This is a genomic window from Phenylobacterium sp. GW823-FHT02A09 (assembly GCF_058797775.1).
Genome location: NZ_JBXAJZ010000002.1, coordinates 1069652 through 1094027, shown reverse-complemented (window position 1 = coordinate 1094027; position 24376 = coordinate 1069652). Strand labels below are relative to the sequence as shown.

General features: G+C 69.7%; 24 protein-coding genes, 1 tRNA gene and 1 pseudogene. 10 read left to right on the top strand and 16 right to left on the bottom strand.

Features of this window, described 5'->3' with window-relative positions; translation table 11 throughout:
- The 3 genes and pseudogenes from AC1Q87_RS12620 to AC1Q87_RS12610 form a co-directional block, all read left to right on the top strand.
- A pseudogene (locus AC1Q87_RS12620) lies at positions 1–217 on the top strand (TolC family protein); the annotation flags it as partial.
- A 2-nt stretch (positions 218–219) separates the two neighbouring features.
- The gene (locus AC1Q87_RS12615) at positions 220–1380 is read left to right on the top strand and encodes an efflux RND transporter periplasmic adaptor subunit (RefSeq protein ID WP_492609261.1); all 1161 of its coding nucleotides are present in this window, start codon (positions 220–222) and stop codon (positions 1378–1380) included.
- A 9-nt stretch (positions 1381–1389) separates the two neighbouring features.
- Entirely contained in the window at positions 1390–4596 is a 3207-nt protein-coding gene (locus tag AC1Q87_RS12610; protein ID WP_492609260.1) for an efflux RND transporter permease subunit, read from the top strand.
- A 25-nt stretch (positions 4597–4621) separates the two neighbouring features.
- On the opposite strand, the gene AC1Q87_RS12605 is transcribed toward AC1Q87_RS12610, so the two are convergent.
- The 4 genes from AC1Q87_RS12605 to pth2 form a co-directional block, all read right to left on the bottom strand.
- A complete protein-coding gene (locus AC1Q87_RS12605; RefSeq protein WP_492609259.1) occupies positions 4622–5932 on the bottom strand; it encodes a serine hydrolase domain-containing protein in 1311 nt (436 codons plus the stop codon).
- Positions 5932–6315 carry a nuclear transport factor 2 family protein gene (locus AC1Q87_RS12600; RefSeq protein WP_492609258.1) on the bottom strand — a complete coding sequence of 128 codons (384 nt, stop codon included), beginning with the start codon at positions 6313–6315 and terminating at the stop codon, positions 5932–5934. Before AC1Q87_RS12600 ends, AC1Q87_RS12605 begins: the two co-directional genes overlap by 1 nt.
- A gap of 87 nt (positions 6316–6402) precedes the next feature.
- On the bottom strand, positions 6403–6672 hold the full coding sequence (locus tag AC1Q87_RS12595) for a hypothetical protein (RefSeq protein WP_492609257.1): 270 nt from the start codon (positions 6670–6672) through the stop codon (positions 6403–6405).
- Between the two features lie 4 nt (positions 6673–6676).
- Positions 6677–7018, bottom strand: a complete 342-nt coding sequence (gene pth2 / locus AC1Q87_RS12590) for a peptidyl-tRNA hydrolase Pth2 (RefSeq protein ID WP_492609256.1) — start codon at positions 7016–7018, stop codon at positions 6677–6679.
- Between the two features lie 82 nt (positions 7019–7100).
- On the opposite strand from pth2, the gene AC1Q87_RS12585 reads away from it, so the two are divergent.
- A complete protein-coding gene (locus AC1Q87_RS12585) occupies positions 7101–7277 on the top strand; it encodes a hypothetical protein (RefSeq protein ID WP_183776115.1) in 177 nt (58 codons plus the stop codon).
- On the opposite strand, the gene AC1Q87_RS12580 is transcribed toward AC1Q87_RS12585, so the two are convergent.
- The 6 genes from AC1Q87_RS12580 to AC1Q87_RS12555 form a co-directional block, all read right to left on the bottom strand.
- Entirely contained in the window at positions 7278–7904 is a 627-nt protein-coding gene (locus tag AC1Q87_RS12580; RefSeq protein ID WP_492609255.1) for a YidH family protein, read from the bottom strand.
- Positions 7905–8029: 125 nt separating this feature from the next.
- Positions 8030–8668, bottom strand: coding sequence for a glutathione S-transferase family protein (locus tag AC1Q87_RS12575; protein ID WP_492609254.1), 639 nt, complete (start codon positions 8666–8668; stop codon positions 8030–8032).
- Positions 8669–8802: 134 nt separating this feature from the next.
- Positions 8803–8892: transfer RNA gene (locus tag AC1Q87_RS12570), tRNA-Ser, on the bottom strand.
- A gap of 101 nt (positions 8893–8993) precedes the next feature.
- Positions 8994–9434, bottom strand: a complete 441-nt coding sequence (locus AC1Q87_RS12565) for a PaaI family thioesterase (RefSeq protein WP_492609253.1) — start codon at positions 9432–9434, stop codon at positions 8994–8996.
- Between the two features lie 4 nt (positions 9435–9438).
- Positions 9439–9930 (bottom strand): ribonuclease E activity regulator RraA, encoded by a 492-nt coding sequence (gene rraA / locus AC1Q87_RS12560; RefSeq protein WP_492609252.1) that lies wholly within the window; start codon positions 9928–9930, stop codon positions 9439–9441.
- Positions 9927–11474: a class I adenylate-forming enzyme family protein gene (locus tag AC1Q87_RS12555; protein WP_492609251.1), complete on the bottom strand. Its 1548-nt coding sequence runs from the start codon at positions 11472–11474 to the stop codon at positions 9927–9929. Before AC1Q87_RS12555 ends, rraA begins: the two co-directional genes overlap by 4 nt.
- Before the next feature lie 191 nt (positions 11475–11665).
- Here AC1Q87_RS12555 and AC1Q87_RS12550 point away from each other — a divergent pair, with 191 nt between their 5' ends.
- The 3 genes from AC1Q87_RS12550 (at position 11666) to AC1Q87_RS12540 (ending at position 14980) form a co-directional block, all read left to right on the top strand.
- Positions 11666–13141 carry an AMP-binding protein gene (locus AC1Q87_RS12550; protein WP_492609250.1) on the top strand — a complete coding sequence of 492 codons (1476 nt, stop codon included), beginning with the start codon at positions 11666–11668 and terminating at the stop codon, positions 13139–13141.
- Positions 13142–13376: 235 nt separating this feature from the next.
- Entirely contained in the window at positions 13377–14561 is a 1185-nt protein-coding gene (locus AC1Q87_RS12545; RefSeq protein ID WP_293403826.1) for a thiolase family protein, read from the top strand.
- Between the two features lie 2 nt (positions 14562–14563).
- On the top strand, positions 14564–14980 hold the full coding sequence (locus AC1Q87_RS12540) for a Zn-ribbon domain-containing OB-fold protein (protein ID WP_221221080.1): 417 nt from the start codon (positions 14564–14566) through the stop codon (positions 14978–14980).
- 134 nt (positions 14981–15114) lie between these two features.
- Here AC1Q87_RS12540 and AC1Q87_RS12535 read toward each other — a convergent pair whose 3' ends face one another.
- A complete protein-coding gene (locus tag AC1Q87_RS12535) occupies positions 15115–15651 on the bottom strand; it encodes a P-loop NTPase family protein (protein ID WP_492609249.1) in 537 nt (178 codons plus the stop codon).
- On the bottom strand, positions 15651–16868 hold the full coding sequence (locus AC1Q87_RS12530; protein ID WP_492609248.1) for a CaiB/BaiF CoA transferase family protein: 1218 nt from the start codon (positions 16866–16868) through the stop codon (positions 15651–15653). Before AC1Q87_RS12530 ends, AC1Q87_RS12535 begins: the two co-directional genes overlap by 1 nt.
- 74 nt (positions 16869–16942) lie before the next feature.
- Here AC1Q87_RS12530 and AC1Q87_RS12525 point away from each other — a divergent pair, with 74 nt between their 5' ends.
- Entirely contained in the window at positions 16943–18109 is a 1167-nt protein-coding gene (locus tag AC1Q87_RS12525; protein WP_492609247.1) for an acyl-CoA dehydrogenase family protein, read from the top strand.
- Complete coding sequence (locus AC1Q87_RS12520; RefSeq protein ID WP_492609246.1) at positions 18106–18888, top strand: enoyl-CoA hydratase/isomerase family protein; 783 nt, start codon at positions 18106–18108, stop codon at positions 18886–18888. The genes AC1Q87_RS12525 and AC1Q87_RS12520 overlap by 4 nt, the downstream gene beginning before the upstream one ends.
- A 142-nt stretch (positions 18889–19030) precedes the next feature.
- Here AC1Q87_RS12520 and eda read toward each other — a convergent pair whose 3' ends face one another.
- Genes eda through pgl form a run of 4 tightly spaced genes read right to left on the bottom strand, consistent with a single transcriptional unit; the run spans position 19031 to position 23134 of the window.
- On the bottom strand, positions 19031–19645 hold the full coding sequence (gene eda / locus AC1Q87_RS12515; RefSeq protein ID WP_492609245.1) for a bifunctional 4-hydroxy-2-oxoglutarate aldolase/2-dehydro-3-deoxy-phosphogluconate aldolase: 615 nt from the start codon (positions 19643–19645) through the stop codon (positions 19031–19033).
- Entirely contained in the window at positions 19642–20619 is a 978-nt protein-coding gene (glk, locus tag AC1Q87_RS12510) for a glucokinase (RefSeq protein ID WP_492609244.1), read from the bottom strand. Before glk ends, eda begins: the two co-directional genes overlap by 4 nt.
- Entirely contained in the window at positions 20616–22442 is a 1827-nt protein-coding gene (edd, locus tag AC1Q87_RS12505; RefSeq protein ID WP_492609243.1) for a phosphogluconate dehydratase, read from the bottom strand. The genes glk and edd overlap by 4 nt, the downstream gene beginning before the upstream one ends.
- A 17-nt stretch (positions 22443–22459) precedes the next feature.
- Positions 22460–23134, bottom strand: a complete 675-nt coding sequence (gene pgl / locus AC1Q87_RS12500; protein WP_492609242.1) for a 6-phosphogluconolactonase — start codon at positions 23132–23134, stop codon at positions 22460–22462.
- A gap of 166 nt (positions 23135–23300) precedes the next feature.
- Between pgl and AC1Q87_RS12495 the strand changes: the two genes are divergently transcribed.
- Complete coding sequence (locus AC1Q87_RS12495) at positions 23301–24368, top strand: glycosyltransferase family 4 protein (RefSeq protein ID WP_492609241.1); 1068 nt, start codon at positions 23301–23303, stop codon at positions 24366–24368.
- Positions 24369–24376 lie beyond the last annotated feature (8 nt).

Genomic DNA, 24376 nt, shown 5'->3' with positions numbered 1-24376 from the left:
GGCCAGCGCCGCGGCGGCAGGCGAGGCCGCCGCCGCCGAGGCCTACCGGCTGGCGCGGATCGGCTACGAGGCCGGCCGCCTGCCGCTGCTCGAACTCACCGCCGCGCGCCGCGTCCTGGCCGCCGCGCGCCTGCAGACGCTGGAGGCCCGCCTGGCCCGCGTCCGCGCCCTGGCCGAGGCCGCGCGCCTGGCCGGCAAAGCCCCCTTCGGAGCCTGACCATGCTGTTCAGCAAACGGAACCTGCTCACCGGCGCGGCGATCGCGCTCGCCCTTGCCGCCGGCTACGGCCTGGCCACGCTCCGCGCCGTCCCCGCCGATGCTCATGGCGAGGAAGCTCACGGCGAAGAGGGCCACGCTGACGAAGAGGGCGGCGAGCAAGACTTCATCGCCCTGCCCGCCGACCAGGCCGCCGCCGCCGGCGTCGCGGTCGTCACCGTCGGCCGCGGCGGCGGCTCCGACATCCGCCTGACCGGCCGCGTCGAGGCCGCGCCCGACGCCCGCGCCGTGGTTGCCGCCCCCGTCTCCGGCGTGGTCGAGCGCGTGCTGCTGTCGCCCGGCGCCCAGGTCGCCGCCGGCGGCGGGGTGGTGGTGATCCGCAGCGCCGACGGCGCCAGCGTTCGCGCCGAGGCCGCCGCCGCATCGGCCGAAGCGCAGGCCGCCCGCGCCGCCCTCGCCCGCGAGGAGCGGCTGTTGAAGGCCGGCGTCACCGCCCAGCAGGACTGGGAAGCCGCCCGCGCCGCCTCGGTCCGCGCCAGCGCCCAGGCCGCCGCCGCCCAGGCCCGCGCCGCCGCCTCGGGCTCGCCGGGGGCCGGAGGCCTGGCCACCCTGCGCAGCCCGATCGCCGGGCTGGTCACCAGCGTCCAGGTCGCCCCCGGCGGCTTCGTCGCCCAGGGCGCGCCGGTCGCCGAGGTCTCCAACCCTGCGCGCCTCGAGGTGGTGTTCAACGTCCCCGCCGACTCGGCCGCCAAGCTCACGGTCGGCGCGCCGCTGAAGTTGATCGGGCCGGATGGCCGCGAGACCGCCGCCCAGATCGTCGGCGTCGCCCCGCTGTCGCAGCTCGCCACCGGCGCGGCCATCGTCCGGGCGCGCCCGACCTCTGGCGCGCTGACGCCCGGCGCGGCAGTCAGCGCTCAGGTCCCTGCCGACGGCAAGGGCCTGCCCAGCGTGCCGTCCGAGGCCGTGCAGACGGTCGAGGGCCGTTCGGTGGTGTTCGTCGCAGAGGCCAAGGGCTTCCGCGCGCGCTCGGTCACACCCGGCCGCTCCGGCGGCGGACAGACCCAGATCGTCGCCGGGCTGAAGGGCGACGAGCGCGTCGCCGGCCGCGGCGCCTTCGTCCTCAAGGCCGAGCTCGCCAAGGGCGAAGCCGAGCACGGACACTAGGGGGCCGCCATGCTGAACAAGATCGTGGCGCTCTCCGTGCGCCACCGCTTCGCGGTCATTCTGATCGCGCTGGCCATCGCCGCCTACGGCGCGGTCGAACTCTTCCGGCTGCCGATCGACGCGGTGCCCGACATCACCAACCGCCAGGTGCAGGTGACCACCGTCGCCCCCGCCCTGTCGCCCGAGGAGATCGAGCAGCGGGTGACCTACCCGCTGGAAACCGCGCTGACCGGCATTCCGGGCCTGGTCGAGACCCGCTCGATCAGCCGCAACGGCTTCTCGCAGATCACCGCCGTCTTCACCGACCAGACCGACGTCTACTTCGCCCGCAACCAGGTCACCGAACGCCTGCAGGGCGCGCGCGACGAGCTGCCGCCCGGCGCCGAGCCGGCGCTGGCCCCGATCACGACGGGCCTCGGCGAAGTGATGATGTGGACGGTGAAGATGGCGCCGGCCAAGGGCGTGAAGCCCGGCCAGCCCGGCCCGCAGCCGGACGGCTCCTATCTCACCCCCGAGGGCGAGCGCCTGACCACCGAGATGGCCAAGGCGACCTATCTGCGCACGGTCCAGGACTGGATCATCACCCCGCAGCTGAAGACCGTCCCCGGCGTCGCCGGGATCGACGTCATCGGCGGCTACGTCAAGAAGTACGCTGTGCGGCCCGATCCGGCCCGCATGACCGCCTACGGCGTCGGCCTGGGCGAGGTGGTCGAGGCGGTCGAGCACGCCAACACCGTCGCCGGCGCCGGCTACGTCTCGCGCGGCGGCGAGGCCTTCGTGGTCCGCGCCGACGCCCGCGTGCGCTCGGCCGAGGACCTGGCCGCCGCCCCGATCAAGAACCACAACGGCCTGGTGGTGCGCGTCTCCGACGTGGCCACCGTCGAGATCGGCCAGGCCGCCCGCCTGGGCGCGGCCCAGCAGCACGGCGAGGAGGTGGTGATCGGCACCGCCCTGATGCTGGCCGGCGAGAACAGCCGCACCGTCGCCCACGCGGTCGGCAAGCGCCTGGAACAGATCAAGGCCTCGCTGCCGCCAGGGGTCGAGGCGACGCCGGTTCTCGACCGCACCGCGCTCGTCGATCGTACCATCTCGACCGTCCGCACCAGCCTGGCCGAGGGCGCCCTGCTGGTCATCGTCGTGCTGTTCCTGCTGCTCGGGAACGTCCGCGCGGCGATCATCACTGCCCTGGTCATCCCGCTGGCCTTCCTGTTCGGCGTGATCGGCATGAACCGGTTCGGGGTCTCCGGAAACCTGATGAGCCTGGGCGCCCTGGACTTCGGCCTGCTGGTCGACGGGGCGGTCGTCGTGGTCGAGAACACCCTGCGCCGCCTGACCCTGCGCCGCCAGGCTGCCGGCCGCGACCTGACCCGGTCCGAGCGAATGGAAGAGGCGGTCGCCGCCGCGCGCCAGATGGTCCGCCCCGCGGCCTACGGCCAGGCGATCATCCTGCTGGTCTACGCCCCGCTGCTGGCGCTGGAGGGCATCGAAGGCAAGATGTTCCACCCGATGGCCGCGACGGTGATGCTGGCCCTGGCCGGGGCCTTCATCCTGACCTTCACCCTGGTCCCGGCGCTGGCCGCCCTGTTCATCAAGCCGCCCGAGCAAGAGCACCAGTCGAAGGCCGAGGCGGTCGTCCGCAGCCGCCTCGAACCGCTGGTGCGCAGCGCCGTCGCCCACCCGCGGCGGGTCGCCCTGGGCGCCGGGGGCATGGTGCTGGTGGGAGTCGTGGTGTTCAGCCTGCTGGGCCGCGAGTTCATCCCGACGCTCGACGAGAAGGACGTGCTGCTCCAGGCCCTGCGCGTGCCCAGCGCCTCGCTCGAACAGTCGCTTGAGATGCAGGCCCGGCTGGAAAAGGCGCTGATCAAGATCCCCGAGATCGAGAACGTCTTCTCCAAGACCGGCACCGCGGAGGTCGCCACCGACCCGATGCCGCCGAGCATCTCCGACACCTTCGTGATCCTCAAGAACCGCAAGGACTGGCCCGATCGCAGCCTCAGCAAGGCCGACGTCCTGGCCAAGATCGAGAAGGTCGCGGAGGGCCAAATCGGCAACGCCTACGAATTCACCCAGCCGATCCAGATGCGCTTCAACGAGCTGATCTCCGGCGTCCGCTCGGACGTGGCGGTCAAGGTCTACGGCGACGACTTCAACGAGATGGAGGCCACGGCCGAGAAGATCGCCACGGCCCTGCGCGGGGTCAGGGGCGCGGCCGACGTCAAGGTTGAGCAGGTCTCCGGCCTGCCGATGATGACCGCCCAGGTCGACCGCTCGGCCGCCGCCCTGCACGGTGTCCACGCCGCCGACGCCGCCGACGCCGTCCAGATCGCCCTGGCCGGCCGCACCGCCGGCCGGGTCTACGAGGGCGACCGCCGCTTCGACGTGGTGGTCCGCCTGCCGGAGGAGGCCCGCAACGACCTGGCCGTCGTCGCCCAGACCCCGCTGGCGGTGAACGACGGAGCGGTGATGGTGCCGCTCGGCTCGGTCATCCAGTTCCAGGAGGGCGAGGGGCCGAACCAGATCAGCCGCGAGAACGGCAAGCGGCGCATCGTCGTCCAGGCCAATGTCCGCGGCCGCGACCTGGGCGGCTTCGTCGCCGACGCCCGCGCCGCCGTAGCGGGCGAGGTCAAGCTGCCGCCCGGCGCCTGGATCGACTGGGGCGGCCAGTTCGAGAACCTGCAGCGGGCCGAGGCGCGGCTGGCCATCGTGGTGCCGATCGTCTTCGCGACCATCGCGGTGCTGCTCTACTTCGCGCTCGGCTCGGCGGCCCAGGCCGGGCTGGTGTTCGCCTGCGTGCCGCTGGCCCTGGTCGGCGGAGCGCTGGCCCTGCTGCTGCGGGGCATGCCGTTCTCGGTCTCAGCCGCGGTCGGCTTCATCGCCGTCTCGGGGGTGGCGACCCTGAACGGGCTGGTGCTGATCCAGGCGATCCGCGAGCGCATCGAGGCCGGGGTCGCGCCGCAGCTGGCCGCGGTCGAGGGATCCATGGCCCGGCTGCGGGCGGTGCTGACCACCGCCCTGGTCGCCGTGCTCGGCTTCATGCCGATGGCGCTGGCCAGCGGGGCCGGCGCCGAAGTGCAGAAGCCGCTGGCCACCGTGGTCATCGGCGGCCTGATCACCGCCACCGTGCTGACCCTGGTGGTGCTGCCGGCCTTCGCCAGCCGGGTGATCGGCGCCGCGGCCGCCAAACCGTCGACCGACGTCGAACCGGCGCTGATCTAGCCTCCGCCTGATGCGGACGTCCGGTTCAGGGCGTCCGCATCAGATGCTGGGCTATCGCGTGATAGGCCGGCAACGACAGCGGATCGAGATAGACGTTGCTCGACTGCGGGTGCGAAGCCAAGCGCACGATCGCCATCTCGGCCTTCGGGTCGACATAGCAAGCCTGGCCGTTGACCCCGCGGGCCATGTAGGCGCCGTGGTCGTTGTGCGAGACCCACCACTGGTCGTGATAGCTCCAGCCCGGAAGGGTCGCGTAGCCGGCCTTGGCGAAGTCCTCGCGCCGGGCGCCGCCGGCGATGTCGGCGACCACCGCCGCCGGCACGACCTGACGGCCGTTGAAGCGGCCGTTCTGGCGCATCATCTCGCAGAACCGCGCCAGATCGCGCAGGGCCAGGTTCAGGCCGCCGGCCGCATAGCCCGCGCCGACGGAATCGACCTGCAGATAGGCGTCCTGCTCCATGCCGAGCGGCGTCCAGAACCGCTCGCTGAGCTGCTGGGCCAGCGGCTTGCCGCCGGCGCGCTGCACCAGCCAACCGACCACCTCGGTGTTGACCGACTTGTAGGCGAAGGCCTGGCCGTGCTCGCCGGCCTTCTTCAGGGTCTTCAGGTAGTCGTAGCTCGTGGTCGGCCCGCTGTAGCCCGCCGGCCGCGGCAGCAGACCCACCGCCCGCACGAAGTCCCAGGCCGGCGACTTCGGATCGGTATAGACCTCGGAGTATTCGAGCCCGGTGGTCATATCCAGCACCTGACGCACCGTGGCGTCGCCGAACGCGCTGTCCTCCAACTCCGGAATGTAGCGGGTCACCAGGGCGTCGGGATCGAGCTTGCCCTCGGCGACCAGCATGGCCGCGATCGTGCCGACGAACGACTTCGTCACCGAGTGGGCGATGTGCGTCCCCTCCGGCTTCAGCGCCCCGAAGTACCGCTCGTAGACCACCTTGCCCCGGTGCATCACCAGGATGCCGTCGGTGTAGTTGGCCGCCAGCGACTGGCCCCAGGTCATCGGCGCGCCGCCGCCCAGCGGCGTGAAGCTGACCGCGTCCAGGTCGTCGCGTTCGGCCCGCGGCAGCGCGCTGACCGGCCCGGGCCCGCGCCCGACCACCGCCGTCGGAAACAGCTCGCGCCAGTGCGAGAACGTCCAGCGCAGCTGCGGGAATTTCAGGAAGCTGCCGTCCTCGAAGCGGATGGTCCGCTCGGCCGGCGGCGGCGAGCCGACCATCCACCCCAGGGCGACCGGATCGGTGGCCTGCGCATCCGGAAACGGCGGCGCGGCCTGCGCCGCCCCACCCAGCACCAGCGCCGCCATGCCGGCCAGCGCCCCCCTCACGAACGCCATCAGCGGACCTCGCTGAGCACCGCGGCCTCGGCCGAGTCGATGTACTCGTCGAGCCGGCTGATCACCCCGTCCTGCATGCGGATCACGCAGCAGGCCGACATCGAGAAATCCCGGCCGTCCGGCAGCTTCCCCTCCAGCACGTGCTGCTGCAGGAACCCGTCCGAGAGCGCCTCGCGCCGCACGACGCGGTACTTGCGGTCGCTCATCTTGCGCATGAACCAGCCCAGCACCTTCAGGTTCTGCTCGACGGTTTGCTCCACCCGGTCGTTGTTGTGCCAGATCTTGGCGTCGGGCGCGTAGCAGGCCCGCACCGCCTCCACGTCGCCGCGCTCGATCGCGCCGATGAACCGATCGGCGAAGGCCAGGACATCTTCGGTCTGCATGTGTGTCTCTCCCTGGCCCGGACCATAAGTTCGTTTTTGCAAGTCATCAAGCCGCAGTCAGGGAGAGGCGCGACCGCGGCCCTCAGGTCATCGAGATGAGAGGTTGAGCACCGCCTCGTCGCCGCCGTCCTCGACGTGGACGATCACCACCCCCAGGGCGGGGCCGTCGTCGATCTGCAGCACCAGGTTCTGGCCCTTCAGCTCAGCCAGGCTGCGGCCGCTGCGGGTGCGGATCTTGGCGATGAACGACAGGATCGAGTTCTGCGCGTGCTCGATGGTGGCCTCGAAGGTCACCGCCTCCAGCGCCTGTTCCTGGGTGCCCAGCACCCCGCTGCCCTGCTTGGTCGAATAGACCATCGTGCTACCTCATCAGCTTGAGCGCGCCGGTGACGGCGTCGATCTTGGCGATCTCGTCGGGGCCGATGCCGACGCAGGTCGGCGTGCCGGAGGCGACGACCGTGCGCCCGGCGTCGCGGATCAGCATCACCGGCAGCCCCGCGGCCTCGGCCTGGCGCGCCAGCTCGAACAGTTCTTCTTCCGAGCCGCAGCGCAGCACCACCTTGGGCATGCCGGCCTGCAACCAGCCGGTCTGCTGTTCACGCGGGGCGTTCAGCAGACCGCCGACAGCGGCATGGGCGACCTGGGCGGCCATCTTGCCGGGCGGCAGGCCGAGCGCCTCGTTGACGACGATGACTTGCTTCATGGCCGGTGTGTGCCCGGCGAACGGCGGCGAAGGCAAGCGTTCGTGGTTTTGCTCCGCGCGTTCCAGCCGCTAGGATCGGGTCATGACTGATAAGCCCGACGAGCCGCCGCCGAACGAGACCCCGATCCAGCGGGCGCTGCGCCTGAAGAACGCCGCCATCGAGGCCCGGCCAAAGCCGCCGCGCGGCGGACGCTTCCAGCGCGAGCAGGCCGCGGCCGCCCATTCCTCGTCCAAGTCCAAGCCCTGGATGTCGCGCTAGCTAGCCGAACAGCGCGATCTTGAAGACCATGCTGATGATCGCGCCGAGGCCGAGCACCAGCAGCGCCACGGCGATCCAGAACGTCGACGACACCGGGAACGTGCTCTCGGCGAAGATCAGGCCCTGCTTGGCCATATCGTCGCGGGTCGTCTTCAGCTCGCGCATGAACTGCACGTGCCGCGCCATGCCGATAATCAGCATCAGTATGCCCAGGCTCACCAGAGCGATGCCGAAGTTGCGCGGCGCCGCGGCGCTGGCGATGGCGCCGGCGTCGCGCAGCTTCTGGAACGCCTGGTAGATCGTAAAGCCGAAGCCGATCAGCGACAGCGACGTGCGGATCACCGACATCAGCGTGCGGTCGTCGCTCATCCGCGTGCGCTGGAACGACATGCCCGTGCGCCGCATCGACATCTCGGTCCGCTCGGTCGACAGGTCGGTGCGGTATTCCGACAGGTCCGTCCGATGCTCCGACAGATCCGTCCGATGGGTCGAGAGCTCGGTGCGGTGGGTCGAATAGGTGACCGACGCGGTGTCGGCGTCGAGGCCGCTGATGTCCGGTAGCGGCGGCAACGGCGGATTCTTCATCCGGCCGGGCCGGCTCGGTGCGGGGGATGGCAGCTTGGCCATGTGTCTTCGCCCTGACTTGTGACTGTCGGGCGCGAGAGTGCGGGTCGCTTCCTGAGCGGTCTATCGGGGTTATCCCCAGGAGGAGCATGGGCGGATGGCCCGGAAACCGGGCCATCCGCCCGGGTTCAGGTCGCCGGCTGCGCGGCGGCCGCGATCAGCGCGTTGTCGATCTCGTCGGCGCGCAGGGCGGCCGGACGCTGCAGGTGACGTTCGGCGTAGACCTCGAACGCCGGGCGCTTTTCGAGCGTCCCGAAGTTCATGCCCCACGACAGGTGCGAGGCGAGATAGAGATCGGCGGCGGTGAAGCTGTCGCCCACCAGGTACGGACGGTTCTCGACCGCGCCCTCGATCGCCGCCAGCACGTCCTCCATGCAGCCATAGCCCAGCGAGGTGCGCTGCTCGACGCTCGGCTCCAGGTTCATCATCTTGGCGGCCACGGCCTGCTCGATCGGGCCGGCGCCGAAGAACAGCCAGCGATAGTAGGGGCCGCGCAGCCGGCTGCCGGGGGGCGGCGCCAGGCCCGCCTGGGGAAACGCATCGGCGAGATAGGCGCAGATCGCGGCGCATTCGGTGACCACCACGCCGTCGTGGACGATCGCCGGCACCTTGCCCATGGGATTGATCGCCAGGTAGTCGGCGCCCTTCGCCGCGCCGGTCTCCCAGTCCAGGACCTTGGTCTCGTAGGGCTGGCCGACCTCCTCGAGCATCCAGCGGATGATGCGGCCGCGCGACATGGGGTTGGTGTAGAAAACGAGGTCGGACATGGTCGGCTCCATTGGTTTCCCCCAACAGAACGCGCGGCTGCTGACAGCGGCTTGTCAGCAGCGATTTTCGGTCGTCGATTTGTGGCGTGAGCCCTCGCGCCGCTAAGGCCGGACGTCTCGGATTTTCAGGGATATGGCGGAGAGGGTGGGATTCGAACCCACGGTACCCGTAAAGGTACGCCGCATTTCGAGTGCGGTGCTTTCGACCACTCAGCCACCTCTCCGGAGACGTCGTTCGGGCCTCGAATAAGGAGAACCCGCTGAGCGCGAGGCGCGGAACCTACTCATCCGGCCCCGGGAGATCAAGCGGGCGTTTTGCGATCTTTCAACGCGGGTAGAGAATCATCTGCGTGCAGCGGAAAAGCGCGATCGCCTTGCCGCTTCCGGCATGGGTCGCCGTGGCGTCCCAGACCTGGGTCATACGCCCGCCGTGGACCAGCTTGGCCTCGCAGGTCACCGCCTCGCCGGCCTGGGCCGTGCCGAGAAAATTGCTTTTCAATTCAATGGTCGTGAAGCCGACCGCGCCCTCCGGCAGCGAAATCCGGCAGCCGTAGCCGGCCGCCGAATCCAGCAGCGCGATGACGCTGGCCGCATGCATGAAGCCGTTCGGCGCCATGTGCTTCTGTTCGACCTTCACCTGGCTGCGCAGATAGCCCTGCCGGGCCTCCAGCACCTCCAGACCCAGTTCGCCCGGCAGGAAACCCTGCTGCATGGCGTTGAGGTCGGCCGGCGTATTGCCGCCAAGGTCGGTGAAGGCGTCGGCCATCGGCTTACTCCTCATCCTCGTCGACGGCCGGCAGCACCGCGACGCCGTCCTCGTCGGCGTACAGCATGTCGCCGGGCAGGAAGACCACGCCGCCGAACGCCACCGGCGTGTCGACCACGCCCTCGCCGCGCTTGACGCTGCGCATCGGGTTGGTCCCCAGCGCCTTGACGCCGATGTCGAGCGTGCCCAGCACTACGGCGTCGCGGACCGCCCCGAACACCACCACCCCGGCCCAGCCGTTCTTCACGCCGTCGGCGGCCAGCATGTCGCCGACCAGCGCCCGGTGCAGCGAGCCGCCGCCGTCGACCACCAGCACGCAGCCCTCGCCCGGCTCGGCCAGGGTCGCCTTCACCAGCGAGTTGTCCTCGTGGCAGCGGACGGTGCGGATCGGCCCGGAAAAGGCGGTCTTGCCGCCGAGGTCGCGAAACTGCGTCTCGCAGACCTCGATGGTCCCCTCATGTTCGTCGCAGAGGTCGGCGACCGAAATCTGGCTCACGCGAGGGCCTTTCCCTTGTAGTCGTCGCGCAGTTCGCGCTTGAGCACCTTGCCGATGTGGCTGCGCGGCAGGTTGTCGAGGAACACCAGGTCGGCGAGCCGCTGGGTCTTGCCGAGCTTGGCGTTGACCCAGTCCTTGAGCTCGTCGGCGCCGACGCTCTTGCCGGGCTTCAGGGCCACGAACGCCACCGGCGTCTCGCCCCACTTGTCCGACAGCACCCCGACCACGGCGGCTTCCAGCACCGCCTCGTGCAGCACGATCTCGGCCTCGAGGTCGCTGGGATAGATGTTGAAGCCGCCCGAGATGATCATGTCCTTCTTGCGGTCCATGAGCGTCAGGAAGCCGTCCTCGTCGAACCGGCCGACGTCGCCGGTGCGGATGTAGCGCAGGCCCTCAGGGCTGTACCACTCGGCCTCGGACGTCTTGCCCGGCTGGTTGTGGTAGCCGACCATCATCGCGCCCGAGCGGCCGACCACTTCGCCGATCTCGCCTTGCGGCACCTCCACCCCGTCCTCGCCGATCAGCCGGATGTCGTGGCCCGGCAGCGGCCGGCCGACCGTGTGCAGCTTGTCCGGATGCTCGTGGGCCAGCAGGCCGCAGGAGCCGCCGCCCTCGGTCATGCCGTAGTACTCGATCAGCCCGCCGGGCCAGCGCTTGAGCACGTCGGCCTTGATCTCCGGCGAGAACGGCGCGGAGGTCGAGAACTTCATCACGTAGGACGACAGGTCGTAGCTGTCGAAGTCCGGCCGCTCCATCAGCCGGCGATACTGCACCGGCACCAGCATGGCGTGGGTGGCGCGGTGCTGCTGCGACAGCTTCAGGAACTGCTCGGCGTCGAACTTCGGCATCAGCACCGCCGTGCCGCCATTGGAGATCGTCGGCAGGTACGAGACCAGCGTCGTGTTCGAGTAGAGCGGCGTCGAGATCATCGTCACCGACTGCGCCGGATAGACCCCGCGGCGGATCTGGCCCCAGCGCATGCGGTGCGGCTGGACGATGCCCTTCGGCGCGCCGGTCGTGCCCGACGAGTAGATGATGTTGAAGCCTTGGTCGGGATCGACCTCGACGGGTTCGGGCTTGGCGCCCGCCGGGGCCAGCCAGGCCTCGAACGCCACGCCGACGTCCGAACCGTCCAGCGCCACGCGCTTGGCGCTGATCTGGTCGGCGACGCCCTCGAGTTGCTTCGAAACCGCGGCGTCGAGGAAGAACACCTTCGCGCCTGAGTCATTGAGCATCATCACCAGGCTCTCGGGCGTCGAGGACGGCGCCAGCGGCGCCACGATCGCCCCGGCCCGCAGGATCCCGAAGAAGCTCGCCCCGTACTCGGCGCTGGTCGTCGCGCAGATCGCCGCCACGTCGGCCTTGCCGACCCCGTCGCGCTGCAGCGCCACGGCGATGCGGTCCATCAGCGCGTCCAGCTCGGCGTAGGAGATCGTCCGTTTCGCGTCCACCAGCGCGGCCTTGCCGCCCAACTCCGCCGCCTGGGCGCGGATCACGTCGGCCAGGGCGCCGAATTCCTGGGCGAGCAGTTCTTCCACGGACATGGACGTCTCCCTCTCAAACACTTGTACGAACCCCTAAAGCCCGAAACGGCGACATCCGCAATCGGCGCTTGCGTCACAAGCCTTCCCCAAAGGAAACTGCGGGCGTCCGCCATCGCATTCCGGCGGCGCGCCATTCTTCGATCAAAGGGCCGTCAGAGCCCGATCCATTTCCAGGGGACGGAAACCAAAGCATGTCCGATGAGATGATTTCGCTCGGCGCCAAGCTGAAGCAGCTGGCCGAGCTCAAGCCGCACGCGCCCGCCGTCACCTGCGGCGATGTCACGCTGACCTACGAGCAGTTCCACAAGCTTTCCAACCGCGCCGCCCGCGGCCTGGCCGCCAAGGGCGTGAAGTTCGGCGACCTCGTCACCCTGGGCCTGCCCAACTCCACCGACTTCGCCGTGGCCTGCTGGGCGATCTGGAAGCTGGGCGCGACGCCGCAGCCGATCTCGTTCCGCCTGCCCAAGGGCGAGCTCGAGGCGATCATGGAGCTGGCCGCCACGCCCGTGGTCATCGCCCAGTTCGAGCACCAGATCGACCGGCCGCTGCTGTCGATCCCCGACCTGCTGGCGCTGTCCGACGACGACAGCGACCTGCCCGACCAGACCGCGCCAGTCTCCAAGGCCCCGACCAGCGGCGGCTCCACCGGCCGCCCGAAGCTGATCCTGTCGGGCCAGCCCGGCGTCACCGCCAAGGAGACCCCGGAAGTCGGCGGCTGGCGGCTGAAGCCCGGCTCCGTCGCCCTGCTGCCCGCGCCGCTCTATCACAACGCCGGCTTCGGCATGATGATGTCGGCCTTCAGCGTCGGCTGCCACATGGTGCTGATGCCGCGCTTCGAGGCCGAGGCCACCCTGGCCGAGATCCAGCGTAACAAGGCCACCTGGATCTACCTGGTGCCGACCATGATGAACCGCATCTGGCACCTGCCCGAGGAGGTCCGCGCCAAGTACGACCTCTCCTCGCTGGAGACCCTCTGGCACCTGGCCGCGCCCTGCCCGGCCTGGCTGAAGGAGGCCTTCATCCACTGGGTCGGGCCCGAGACGGTGATGGAGCTCTACGCCGGCACCGAGGCGCAAGCGGTGACCACCATCTCCGGCGCCGAATGGCTCGAACACCGCGGCTCGGTCGGCAAGGTGACGGTCGGCGAGATGGTCGCGGTCGGCGAGGACGGATCGTTCCTGCCGCCGCGCGAGGTCGGCGAAATCTACATGCGCCGGCCCGAAGGCGCGCCGCCGTCCTACAAGTACATCGGCGCCACGGCCAAGGTGCTGGAAGGCGGCTGGGAGAGCCTGGGCGACATCGGCTGGTTCGACGAGGACGGCTATCTCTACCTCGCCGACCGCCGCACCGACATGATCCTGGTCGGCGGCTCCAACGTCTATCCGGCCGAGATCGAGGCGGCGCTGGAAGAGCACCCCGAGGTGCAGTCCTGCGCGGTCATCGGCTTCCCCGACGACGACCTCGGCAACAGGATCCACGCCATCGTCCAGACCAAGGGCTCGCGCGACGAAGCCTCGCTGCGTGCGCACCTGGCGGCCAAGCTGGTCACCTACAAGCAGCCGCGGACCTACGAGTTCGTCGACGAACCGCTGCGCGACGACGCCGGCAAGGTCCGCCGCACCGCCCTGCGCGACGAGCGCCTGGCGGCGATGAAGCAGCCGGCCTAGCGCCGACCTGCAAGTGGTGTCATCCCGGAAGCCGCGCAGCGGCTGTCCGGGACCCATGAACACCGGATCGTGCAAGCAGAAAATGAGGCCGTGCCCCATCCTGCGCTGCGGCGCGAATGGGTCCCGGTCTTGCTTCGCAAACCGGGATGACACTCCAAGCCATCCGGCGGTTGCCGTCCATGCTGCACCGCGATAAGCCAAATCCATTCTTCAAAGATAATTTCCGGGGAAACGCATGAGCATAAAAGGCAAGGCCTACATCATGGGGGCGTACGAGCATCCGCTCCGCGACGCGCCCGACAAGTCCACGCCGCAACTCCACGCCGAATGCGCCAAGGGCGCGCTGGAGGACGCCGGTCTCACCAAGGACGACATCGACGGCTATTTCTGCGCCGGCGACGCCCCCGGCTTCGGCGCCATGTCGATGATCGACTACATGGGCCTGCGCAACGTCCGCCACATGGACTCCACCGAGACCGGCGGCTCGTCCTACCTGCTGCACGTCGGCCACGCGGCCCAGGCGATCGCCGAGGGCAAGTGCTCGGTCGCCCTGATCACCCTGGCCGGCCGTCCGCGCCAGAACAAGTTCTTCGGCGGCGGCGCGGGCAAGCCCGGCCAGCTGACCGACGGCCCGCCCGAGGCCGGCTACGAGAACATCTACGGCGGCTCGACCCACAACACCTATGGCATGTGCGCCATGCGCCACATGTACGAGTACGGCACCACCAGCGAGCAGCTGGCCTGGATCAAGGTCGCCGCCAGCCACCACGCCCAGTACAACCCCCACGCCTTCCTGAAGGACGTCGTGACGGTCGAGCAGGTCGTGAACTCGCGGATGATCTCCGACCCGCTGCACCTGCTGGACTGCTGCGTCGTCACCGACGGCGGCGGCGCGCTGATCGTCGTCTCGCCTGAAGTGGCCAAGACCCTGAACCGTCCCAAGGTGAAGATCATGGGCGCGGGCGAGTCGCCGAAGGGCCCGATGGGCGGCCGCGGTCTCGACCTGACCCATTCGGGCGCGGTCTGGTCCGGCCCGATCGCCTTCGGCGAAGCCGGCGTGAAGCCGTCCGACATCAAGTACGCCTCGATCTACGACAGCTTCACCATCACGGTGCTGATGCAGCTCGAGGACCTCGGCTTCTGCGAGAAGGGCCAGGGCGGCAAGTTCGTCGCCGACGGCAACCTGATCTCGGGCGTCGGCAAGCTGCCGTTCAACACCGACGGCGGCGGGCTCTGCAACAACCACCCGACCAACCGAGGCGGCATCACCAAGGTCATCGAGGCGGTGCGTCAGCTCCGCGGCGAAGCCCACCCCAAGGTCCAGGTCCCCAACTGCGACATTGCCCTGGCCCACGGCACGGGCGGATCGCTCGGCACGCGCCACGGCGCGGCGACCCTCATCATGGAACGGGAGGCCTAAACATGACCGACGTCCAAGACCGCCCCGCGCTCATGACCCGCCAGATCCCGGCCCCGGCCGTGACCATCGAAAGCAAGCCCTTCTGGGACGCCGCCGCCGAGGGCAAGTTCCTGATCAAGCACTGCAACGCTTGCGGTGAGGACCATTGGTACCCGCGCGCGCTCTGCCCGTTCTGCTTCTCGGACCAGACCGAGTGGAAGGAGAGCCCAGGCGAAGGCGTGATCTATAGCTACAGCGTCATGCACCGCTCGCCGTCCGGCCCCTACGCCATCGGCTACGTGACCCTGAACGAAGGTCCCGCCGTGCTGACCAACTTCGTCGACGTGGCGCCCGACGGGCTCTCCATCGGCCAGAAGGTCAAGGTGAAGTTCCAGCCCACCGAGAACGGCCCGCCGGTCCCGGTGTTCTCGCCGGTCTAGAGCCGAGCTTTCCCTCCCCCTCGTGGGGAGGGTGGATCGCCGCGAAGCGGTGAGACGGGTGGGGAGCGGCCAGCACGGCGATGCCCCGCCCTGACCGCTTCGCGGTTCGTCCCTCCCCACGAGGGGGAGGGAGATTAGCCACCCAACCTGCCCGCCAACCCTTCCGCCTCGCGCGGATGGCGCAGGCGATGCACCTGCAGGTGCGCAAAGCGCGGGTCCTCGATGCGCCCGCCGTACTCGGCCCGCCGCCGCGCCCAGGTGTCCCAGGCCCAGCGGATCGGATGCTCCTTCGAAAACCACATCCGCCAGTCCTCGCGGTTGCCGGTGCCGGGCCACAGTTCGGTGCGGTCGATCGCCCGCAGCACCGAGCGCTTGATCACCCGCGGCATGATCACGCTGCGCTCGTAGTCGAGCCAGACCAGGTGCGTCGCCCGGCTCCAGACGAGGTCGCGGACCTTGCCGTAGTTGCCGTCGCTGACCCAGGCGTCCTGGCCGACCGCCGCGGCGACCCGGCGCACGAACTCGTCGGGATCGTGGCTGTTGAGGTCCTTCCAGCCGGCCTGCCAGTTGATCGCGTCCAGCTCGATGTGCGGCAGGCCGAGCGTCCCGGCCAGGCGCCTGGCCAGGGTCGACTTGCCTGACCCCGAACTCCCGACCACCGCGACGCGCATCAGGCGTCCTGTGACTCCGACACCTCGGCCAGCACCTCGTCCGTGTGTTCGCCCAGCCGCGGCGGGTGCCTGCGGATGTTCGACGGCGTGCCGTTGAACTTCACCGGCGGCTTCATCGCCACATAAGCTCCGGCCTGCGGATGGTCGTACTTCTCGAAGAAGCCGACCGCCTTCAGGTGCGGATCCTCGGGCAGGTCGTCCAGCCGGTTGGTGCGCGTCACCGGGATCGACAGCGGCTTCAAGAGATCCAGCCACTCGTCGGTGGTCTTGGTCACGGTCACCGTCTCGACCAGGGCGTAGAGCTCGTGGATGTTCTTGCCACGCTCCAGGCCCTGGAACCGCGGGTCCTTGCCGAAGGTGTCGCCCCAGCCGGCCACGTCGAAGAAGATGTCCCACTGCTTGTCGGTATACGGCAGCAGGCCGATGTAGCCGTCCTTGGTCGGGAACGGCTTGCGGTGCGGATTGACCACCCGCTGATAGCCCCACTGGCCGGTGGGCGGATCGAAGGCATGGTCGTAGAGGTGCTCGACCAGATTGAAGCTGGTCACGCACTCCAGCATCGGCACCTCGATGAACTGGCCCTCGCCGGTGCGCTCGCGGCTGAGCAGGCCGGCGGTGATCGCCTGGCACATGAACAGACCCGAGACCTTGTCGGCGATCAGGCTCGGCAGGATCCGCGGCGTCGGATTGCCATCCGTGCGCGGCAGCACGTCGGCCAGGCCCGAGGCCGACTGGATCAGGTCGTCATAGGCCGGCTCGCCGGCATAGGGACCGTCCGAGCCGTAGCCGGCGGCGTGGACATAGACCACGTCCGGCCGCAGCGCCTTGACCTCCTCGTAGGACAGCCCCAGCCGCTTGAGCCCCTCGTAGCGGATCGAGGTCGCGAACACGTCGCAGCTCTTGATCAGCGCTTCCAGGCTGCGGCGCGACTTCGGATCGGCGAGGTTGAACGAGACCGAGCGCTTGTTGCGATTGATGGTCAGGAAGATCGGCCCCAGGTCGCGCGGCCAATCCTTCGGCGTGTGGCCGGGCCAGCGCATGATGTCGCCGCCGGTCCCGCGGCCCGAGCCGGGGTCTTCCAGCTTGATCACCTCGGCGCCCTGGTCGCCGAGCATCTGGGTCGCATAGGCGCCGAACACCACGCTGGTCAGGTCGAGGATCCGGATCCCCTTCAGCGGCCCCGTGGCTTCGTTCGCCAGCTGCTTTACTTCCGCCACGTCAGGCCTCCCCTCTGCACACCGCCTCGCTATGATCGGGGCCGAACATCGCGCATTGACGCGGGGGAGGGCTAGTGGACTTCGCGCTTTCCGACGAACACAGGATGCTCAAGGACCTGGTGGCCCGCTTCGTCCAGGACGAGCTGATGCCGCTGGAAGCCGGGGTGCTGGCCCGAGAGGCGGACGGCAAGGGCCTGGGCATCGGCGCGGCCGAGAACGCCCGGCTCGACGAGGTCTCCAAATCGCTCGGCCTCTGGGGCCTGGACGCGCCCGAGGATGTCGGCGGCGTCGACCTGCCGGCCGTGGCCATGGTCGGGGTCAACGAAGAACTCGGCAAGACCATCACGCCCTACACCCTGCCGCCGGACAGCCCGAACCTGCGGATGCTGGCGGCGACAGTGAACGAGCGCCAGCGGCAGGCCTATCTCGCCCCCTACGTCGCCGGCCAGACGATCAGCGCCATCGGCATCTCCGAACCCGGCGCCGGGGCCGACCCGGCCGGCATGCTGACCCGCGCCGACCGCGACGGCGACGACTGGGTGATCAACGGCCGAAAAATTTGGATCACGCGGGCCGAAGAGGCCGACTTCACCATCCTGATGGCGGTGACCGACAAGGAGAAGGGCGCGCGGGGCGGCATGTCGGCCTTCCTGGTCGACAAGGGGACGCCCGGCTTCAATGTGCTGCGCAAGATCCCGATGATCGGCGGCCAGGCGACCTACGAGGTGGCGCTGGAGGACTGCCGGGTCGAGGGCTGGAAGCTGCTCGGCGAGGAGGGGAACGGCTTCGCCCCCATGCAGCTGCGCCTGGGCACCCGGCGCATCGAGATGGCCTCGTGGTCGATCGGCATGGCCCAGCGGGCGCTGGACATGATCTGCGAGTACGCCCCGCAGCGGAAGACGTTCGGGCTGCCGCTCAGCGAGCGCCAGGCGATCCAGTGGTGGGTGGCCGACGCCGCCACCCGCATCCACGCCGCCCGGCTGATGACCTACGACTGCGCCTGGAAACTCGACCAGGGCCGCGACGTGCGGGTGGAAATCTCGATGATCAAGGGCTACGCGACCGAGATGGCCTGGGAGGTCGTCGACCGCGCGATGCAGACCTTCGGCGCCATGGGCATGACCAAGGAGCTGCCGCTGCAGCTAATGGCCAACCGCCTGCGCACCATGCGAATCTATGACGGCCCCACCGAAGTCCACAAATGGGTGGTGGCCCGCAACCTGATGGGATCGAGACGATGAAGACGGCCTATGGCGACCACCTGACCCTCACCACCGACGGCCATGTGGCGACCATCGTCATCGACCGGCCGGAGAACAACCACGTCTCGGTCGACCTGATGCGCGACCTCGCCGACGCGCTTGAGGCGATGGACCGCGACAACAACATCCGCGCCGTGGTGCTGGCCGCCGCCGGCCGGGCGTTCTGCGCCGGGGCCGACCTGGTCTCGCCGACCGGCATCGGCGGCACCGGCATGAGCGGCATCGACAGCCTCTACGAGCAGGCCGTGCGGCTGTTCGCGGTCGAGACCCCGATCATCGCCGCCGTCCAGGGCGCCGCCGTCGGCGCCGGCCTTGGCCTGGCGCTGGTCGCCGACTTCCGGGTGGTCGCGCCCGAGGCGCGGTTCTCGGCCAACTTCGTCAAGCTCGGCTTCCATCCGGGCTTTGGCCTGACCCACACCCTGCCGCGCCTGATCGGCGTGCAGCGCGCCAACCTGATGTTCCTGACCGGCCGCCGCATCAAGGGCGACGAAGCCGTGGCCTGGGGTCTCGCCGACGAGCTGGTCCCGCTGCACGAACTGCTGCCGGCCGCCCAGGCCCTGGCCGCCGAGATCGCCGAGAACGCGCCGCTGGCGGTGATCGCCACCCGCAAGACCCTGCGCGGCGAACTGGCCGCCGCGGTCCGCGCCCAGACCGCCCACGAGCACGCCGAACAGACCCTGCTGCGCGCCACCGAGGACTTCGCCGAGGGCGTCCGCGCCGTGCAGGAGCGCCGGCCGGGCGTGTTCAAGGGGCGGTGATCGAACGCAGATGCTCCCCCTCTGGGGGAGCTGTCAGCCGACAGGCTGACTGAGGGGGACTTTGATGCTCTTGCTTGAGAGCAGTCCCCCTCCGTCTCGGCGCTCCGCGCCGATCCACCTCCCCCATGAGGGGAGGATCTAGTTACTTCCCCAGCGCCGACGCCGCCTTCGCCAGTTCGGTGATCTTGCCCCAGTCGCCGGCGCGGACCGCGTCGGCCGGGGCGACCCAGCTGCCGCCGACGCAGATCACGTTGGGCAGGGCCAGGTAGTCGGCCGCGTTCTTGGCGTCCACGCCGCCGGTCGGGCAGAAGCTCGCCTGCGGGAACGGGCTGGAAAACGCCTTCAGCGCCCCGACGCCGCCGACCACATTGGCCGGGAACAGCTTGAAGTGGGTGAAGCCGGCGCGCATGCCGCGCATCAGTTCGCTGGCGGTGGCGATCCCCGGCAGCAGCGGCAGCGCCCCGTCGACGCCCTCGCCGTCGATCAGGCCGGGGCTGACCCCGAACTTCGCGCCGGCGTCGGCCGCCGACTGCCGCGCCTGGGCCGTGGTGATGGTGCCTGCGCCGACCACCGCGCCCTCGACCTCGCCGGCGATGCGGCGGATGCATTCGAGCGCCGCCGGCGTGCGCAGCGTCACCTCCAGCGCGTAGAGCCCGCCCGCGACGAGCGCCTTGGCCAGCGGTACGGCCTGGGCCGCGTCCTCGATGATCAGGACGGGCACCACCGGGGCGAGCTTGAGGGTCTCGGCGAGGGTCACAGCGGGCTTCCTTCCAGTTGCTCGAGCACGCGGGCGGCGCCGACCAGCGCCGCATAGGGGTGAACGATCAGGTAGGTGGGGATGTCGCGGGTGTAGTCGGACAGCCGGCCCTTGTCCTCGAACCGGCGGCGGAAGCCGCCGCCCGCCAGCCGGTCGGCCAGCCGCGGCGCGATGCCGCCCGAGACATAGACCCCGCCGCGCGCGCCGCAGGTCAGGGCGATGTCGCCGGCCACCGAGCCGAGGATCTCGCAGAACCGGTCCAGGGTCTCTTCGGCCAGCAGGTCGCCGCCCTTGTGACCGGCGGCCAGCACTTCCTTCTCGTCCTTGAGCTCGGCCGGCACGCCGCGCACGTCGGCCAGGCCGCGATAAAGCGCGTAGAGGCCGGGCCCGGATAGGATCCGTTCGATCGAGACCCGGCCGTAGGTCCGGCGCAGCGAAGCCCAGATCGCCGCCTCGACCCCGTCATAGGGCGCAAAGCCGGCATGGCCGCCCTCGCAGGGCACCGCGATGTCGCCGCGGTCGGTGCGGACCACCATCGAGACGCCGAAGCCGGTGCCGGCGCCCAGAACCAGGATCGGCGCGCCCTCGGCCCCGCGCATCGCCGGACCGATGGTCTTCAGATCGTCCGGATCGAGCACCGGCGCGGCCAGCGCCTGCGCCGCGAAGTCGTTGATCAGCTTGGCCGAGTGGAACTCGAACGTGCCGATCAGCTCGCCCTCCGAGATCCGCCAGTCGAGGTTGGTGAACTCGATCTCGCCGTCGACCACCGGGCCGGCCACGGCGATGGCCGCGGTGTGCACCTTCTGGCGGCCGACCGTGGTCTCGAGGTACTCGCCGATCACCTCGGTCAGCGATCCGTACTCGGCGGCCGGATAGGTCTTGGGATTGCGGATCCGGCCCGTGGAATCGACCACGGCCAGACGCGCATTGGTGCCGCCGATGTCCCCGACCAGGCCGGAATAGATGGTCTTCACGCAACGTCTCCGAATAGCGCGCCGCCGCCCTGCTCGGCCGGCGCGGCCGCCCGGCGCATCCAGCCGAACAGTTCACGGCCATAGCCGAATCCGGGCTGGGCGACGCTCAACTTCTCCCGCGCCGCGAACTGCGCAGGGTCGAGCTTGATCTCCAACGTTCCGGCGTGCGCGTCCAGTCGGATCACGTCGCCCTCGCGGACCTGCGACAGCGGGCCGCCGTGGGCCGCCTCGGGGCTGACGTGGATCGCCGCCGGCACCTTGCCCGACGCGCCGCTCATCCGCCCGTCGGTGACCAGCGCGACCTTGAAGCCCTTGTCCTGCAATACGCCCAGCACCGGCGTCAGGCTGTGCAGCTCGGGCATGCCGTTGGCGCTCGGGCCCTGGAAGCGGACCACGGCGATGAAGTCGCGGTTCAGCTCGCCGCGCTTGTGCGCCTCCAGCAGGTCCTCCTGGTCCTCGAAGACGATGGCCGGGGCCTCGACGACGAGGTTCTCGTCCTTGACCGCCGAGGTCTTGATCACCGCCCGGCCGAGCGGCCCGGTCAGCAGCCGCATGCCGCCCTCGGGCTGGAACGGGTCGGAGACCGGCCGCAGGATGTCGCGGTTCAGGCTTTCCTTGGCGCCCTCGCGCCAGACCAGCTTGCCGTCCTCCAGGAACGGCTCGTTCTGATAGTGGCGCAGGCCCTGGCCGGCGACGGTGACCACGTCCTCGTGCGCCAGGCCGGCGTCGAGCAGCTCGCGCACCACGAAGGCCATGCCGCCGGCCGCGTGGAAGGCGTTCACGTCCTCGCTGCCGTTCGGATAGACCCGCGCCAGCAGCGGCGTGACCTTACTGAGCTCGTCGAAGTCGGACCAGTCGATGATGACGCCCGCCGCCCGCGCCATGGCGACGATGTGCAGGGTGTGGTTAGTCGAGCCGCCGGTCGCCAGCAGGCCGGCGACCGCGTTGACGATCGCCTTCTCATCGACGACCTGCGCCATCGGCGTGTAGGCGTTGGTTGCGTGACCGATCTCGATGGCCCGCTTGGGCGCCGCGGCGACGAGGGCGTCGCGCAGCGGCGTGTTCGGATGGATGAAGGCCGAGCCCGGCAGGTGCAGGCCCATCATCTCCATCATCATCTGATTGGAGTTGGCGGTGCCGTAGAAGGTGCAGGTGCCCGGCCCGTGATAGGACTTCATCTCGCTGTCGAGCAGCTCGTCGCGGGTCGCCTTGCCCTCGGCGAACAGGCCGCGCACGCGGGCCTTCTCGGCGTTCGACAGGCCCGAGGTCATCGGCCCGGCCGGCACGAAGATGGTCGGCAGGTGGCCGAAGGCCAGCGCCCCGATCACCAGACCCGGCACGATCTTGTCGCAGACCCCGAGCATCAGCGCGCCGTCGAAGGCGTCGTGGGTCAGCGCCACGCCCGTCGACATGGCGATGACGTCGCGTGAAAACAGCGACAGCTCCATGCCCGGACGGCCCTGGGTGACGCCGTCGCACATGGCCGGCACGCCGCCGGCGTACTGAGCGGTGCCGCCGACCTCTTTCGCCCCGGCCTTGATGATCGCCGGATAGCGCTCCAGCGGCTGGTGGGCGCTAAGCATGTCGTTGTAGGCCGAGACGATCGCGATGTTCGGCGCGGTCGGGTTGCGCATCCGCTGCTTCACGCCATCCGGCTCGGCGGCGAAGGCGTGGGCCCAGTTGGCGCAGGACAGCTTGGCCCGGCCCGGGCCGTCGTGCTGCGCCGCCTCCATCCGTTTCAGATAGTCCGCGCGGGACTGGCGGCTCCGCTCGACGATGCGGGCGGTGACGGCGGCGGTGACGGGATGCAACGCGACAGGCATGACTGGCTCCGACTTGTCTAAGGGGTCCAGAGAACGCGCACCGGCGCTTTAGCCTGCCTGAGCAGCGCGTGCACGGGCAGACCGTTCCCCTTCTCCACGATGTCCCGCTTCTTGGCCCCGGAGATGAGCACCAGGATCAGCCGAGCTTGCAGAAGAGCCGGCATGGTCATGGTCACCCGCGCGATCGGCGGCGAGCCGACCCCGGCGGGTATTCCCAGGCAGAAGCGCGTTCCGTGCGGATCCATGCCCAGATCCAGCACAGGCGATCCGGGTATGAGCGAAGCGACGTGGCCGTCCTCCCCCATGCCCAGCAGCATGACGTCATAGGGCGCCAAGGCGCGGACGTCAGCCTCCACCTTGTCGGCGGCGGCCTCGACGCTGTCAGCGGCCGTGCTGATGGGAACGAAGCGCGCCGCGGCGGCCGGTCCGGTCAGCAGCCGCTCGCGCACCAGCCGCTCGTTGGAGTCCGGCGAGTCCACCGACACGAAGCGATCGTCCGACAGCGTGACGGCGACACGGCTCCAGGCGAGCTCGGTCTGGGCCAGCAGATCGTAGACCGGCGCAGGCGAGCGCCCGCCGGTTCCGACCAAGCTGGCCGCCCCACGCTCGGCCAGGGCCGTCTGCAGAGCCTGGGCCGTGGCGGCGGCGGCGGCGGCGGCCAGGTCGGCCGGGGTTGCGTAGCTCTCGATCATGTCCCGCCCATAACGCAGCACCACGACGAACGCGCCACCGATTCACCTCGGCCGGGCGGAAAAGCGACGTCTGATTCGGAACCAGACCGGGCGGTCGCGAACTTCCTCTGCGGCCCTACGGCGCGTCCAGACGCCTGCGGCCCACCCACAGTTAGGAGCCCGCGTGATGAGGATCGCTCAAGTTCCACCGCTATATGAGGCCGTACCGCCCCGCTTCTATGGTGGAACCGAGCGGGTCGTCGCCCATCTGACCGACGCCCTCGCCGACCTCGGCCACCACGTCACCCTGTTCGCCAGCGCCGAGGCTCAGACCAAGGCCGAGCTGGTGAAGGTCCGCGACCAGGCGATCCGGCTCGATCCGGCGCAGCTGAAGTCGGATCTCGCCGCCCACATGTCGATGCTTTGGGACGTGCGCCGCCGCGCCCACGAATTCGACCTGATCCACTTTCACACCGACATGATCCACTTCCCGTTCTTCGAGGACATGGCGGAGAAGACCCTGACCACCCTGCACGGGCGCCTCGACCTCAAGGACCTGCCCGGCGTCTATTGGCGCTGGCAGCAGTTCCCGCTGGTTTCGATCTCCGACGCCCAGCGCAAGCCGATCGCCTTCGCCAACTGGGCCGGCACCGTGCACCACGGCATGCAGGCCGACCTCTATCGGCCCAGGTTCGAACCGGGGCAGTACCTGGCCTTTCTCGGGCGGATCTCGCCGGAAAAGCGCCCCGACCGGGCGATCGCCCTGGCCAAGCGCGCCGGCCTGCCGCTGAAGATCGCCGCCAAGGTCGACGACGCCGACCTGCGCTACTTCCAGGACAAGATCGAACCGCTGCTGATCGGACAGAAGCTGATCGAGTTCGTCGGCGAGATCGGCGACGACGAGAAGTCGGCCTTCCTCGGCAACGCCAGGGCGCTGCTGTTCCCGATCGACTGGCCCGAACCCTTCGGCCTGGTGATGATCGAGGCCATGGCCTGCGGCACGCCGGTAATCGCCTATGGCTGCGGATCGGTGCCCGAGGTGATCGACGACGGACTGACGGGATTCATCGTCTCCAGCGAGGACGAGGCGCTCGAGGCCATCAGCAGGATCCCGAACTTGAACCGCCGCGACGTGCGGCGCAGATTTGACGAGCGTTTCTCGAGCGTGGCCATGGCCAGGCGCTATCTCGACCTCTACGCCCGCCTGGCCGGCGCTCGCCCCGAACGCGGCGTCGCTCTGGCGGCGAACGCCTGAGGTAGGGC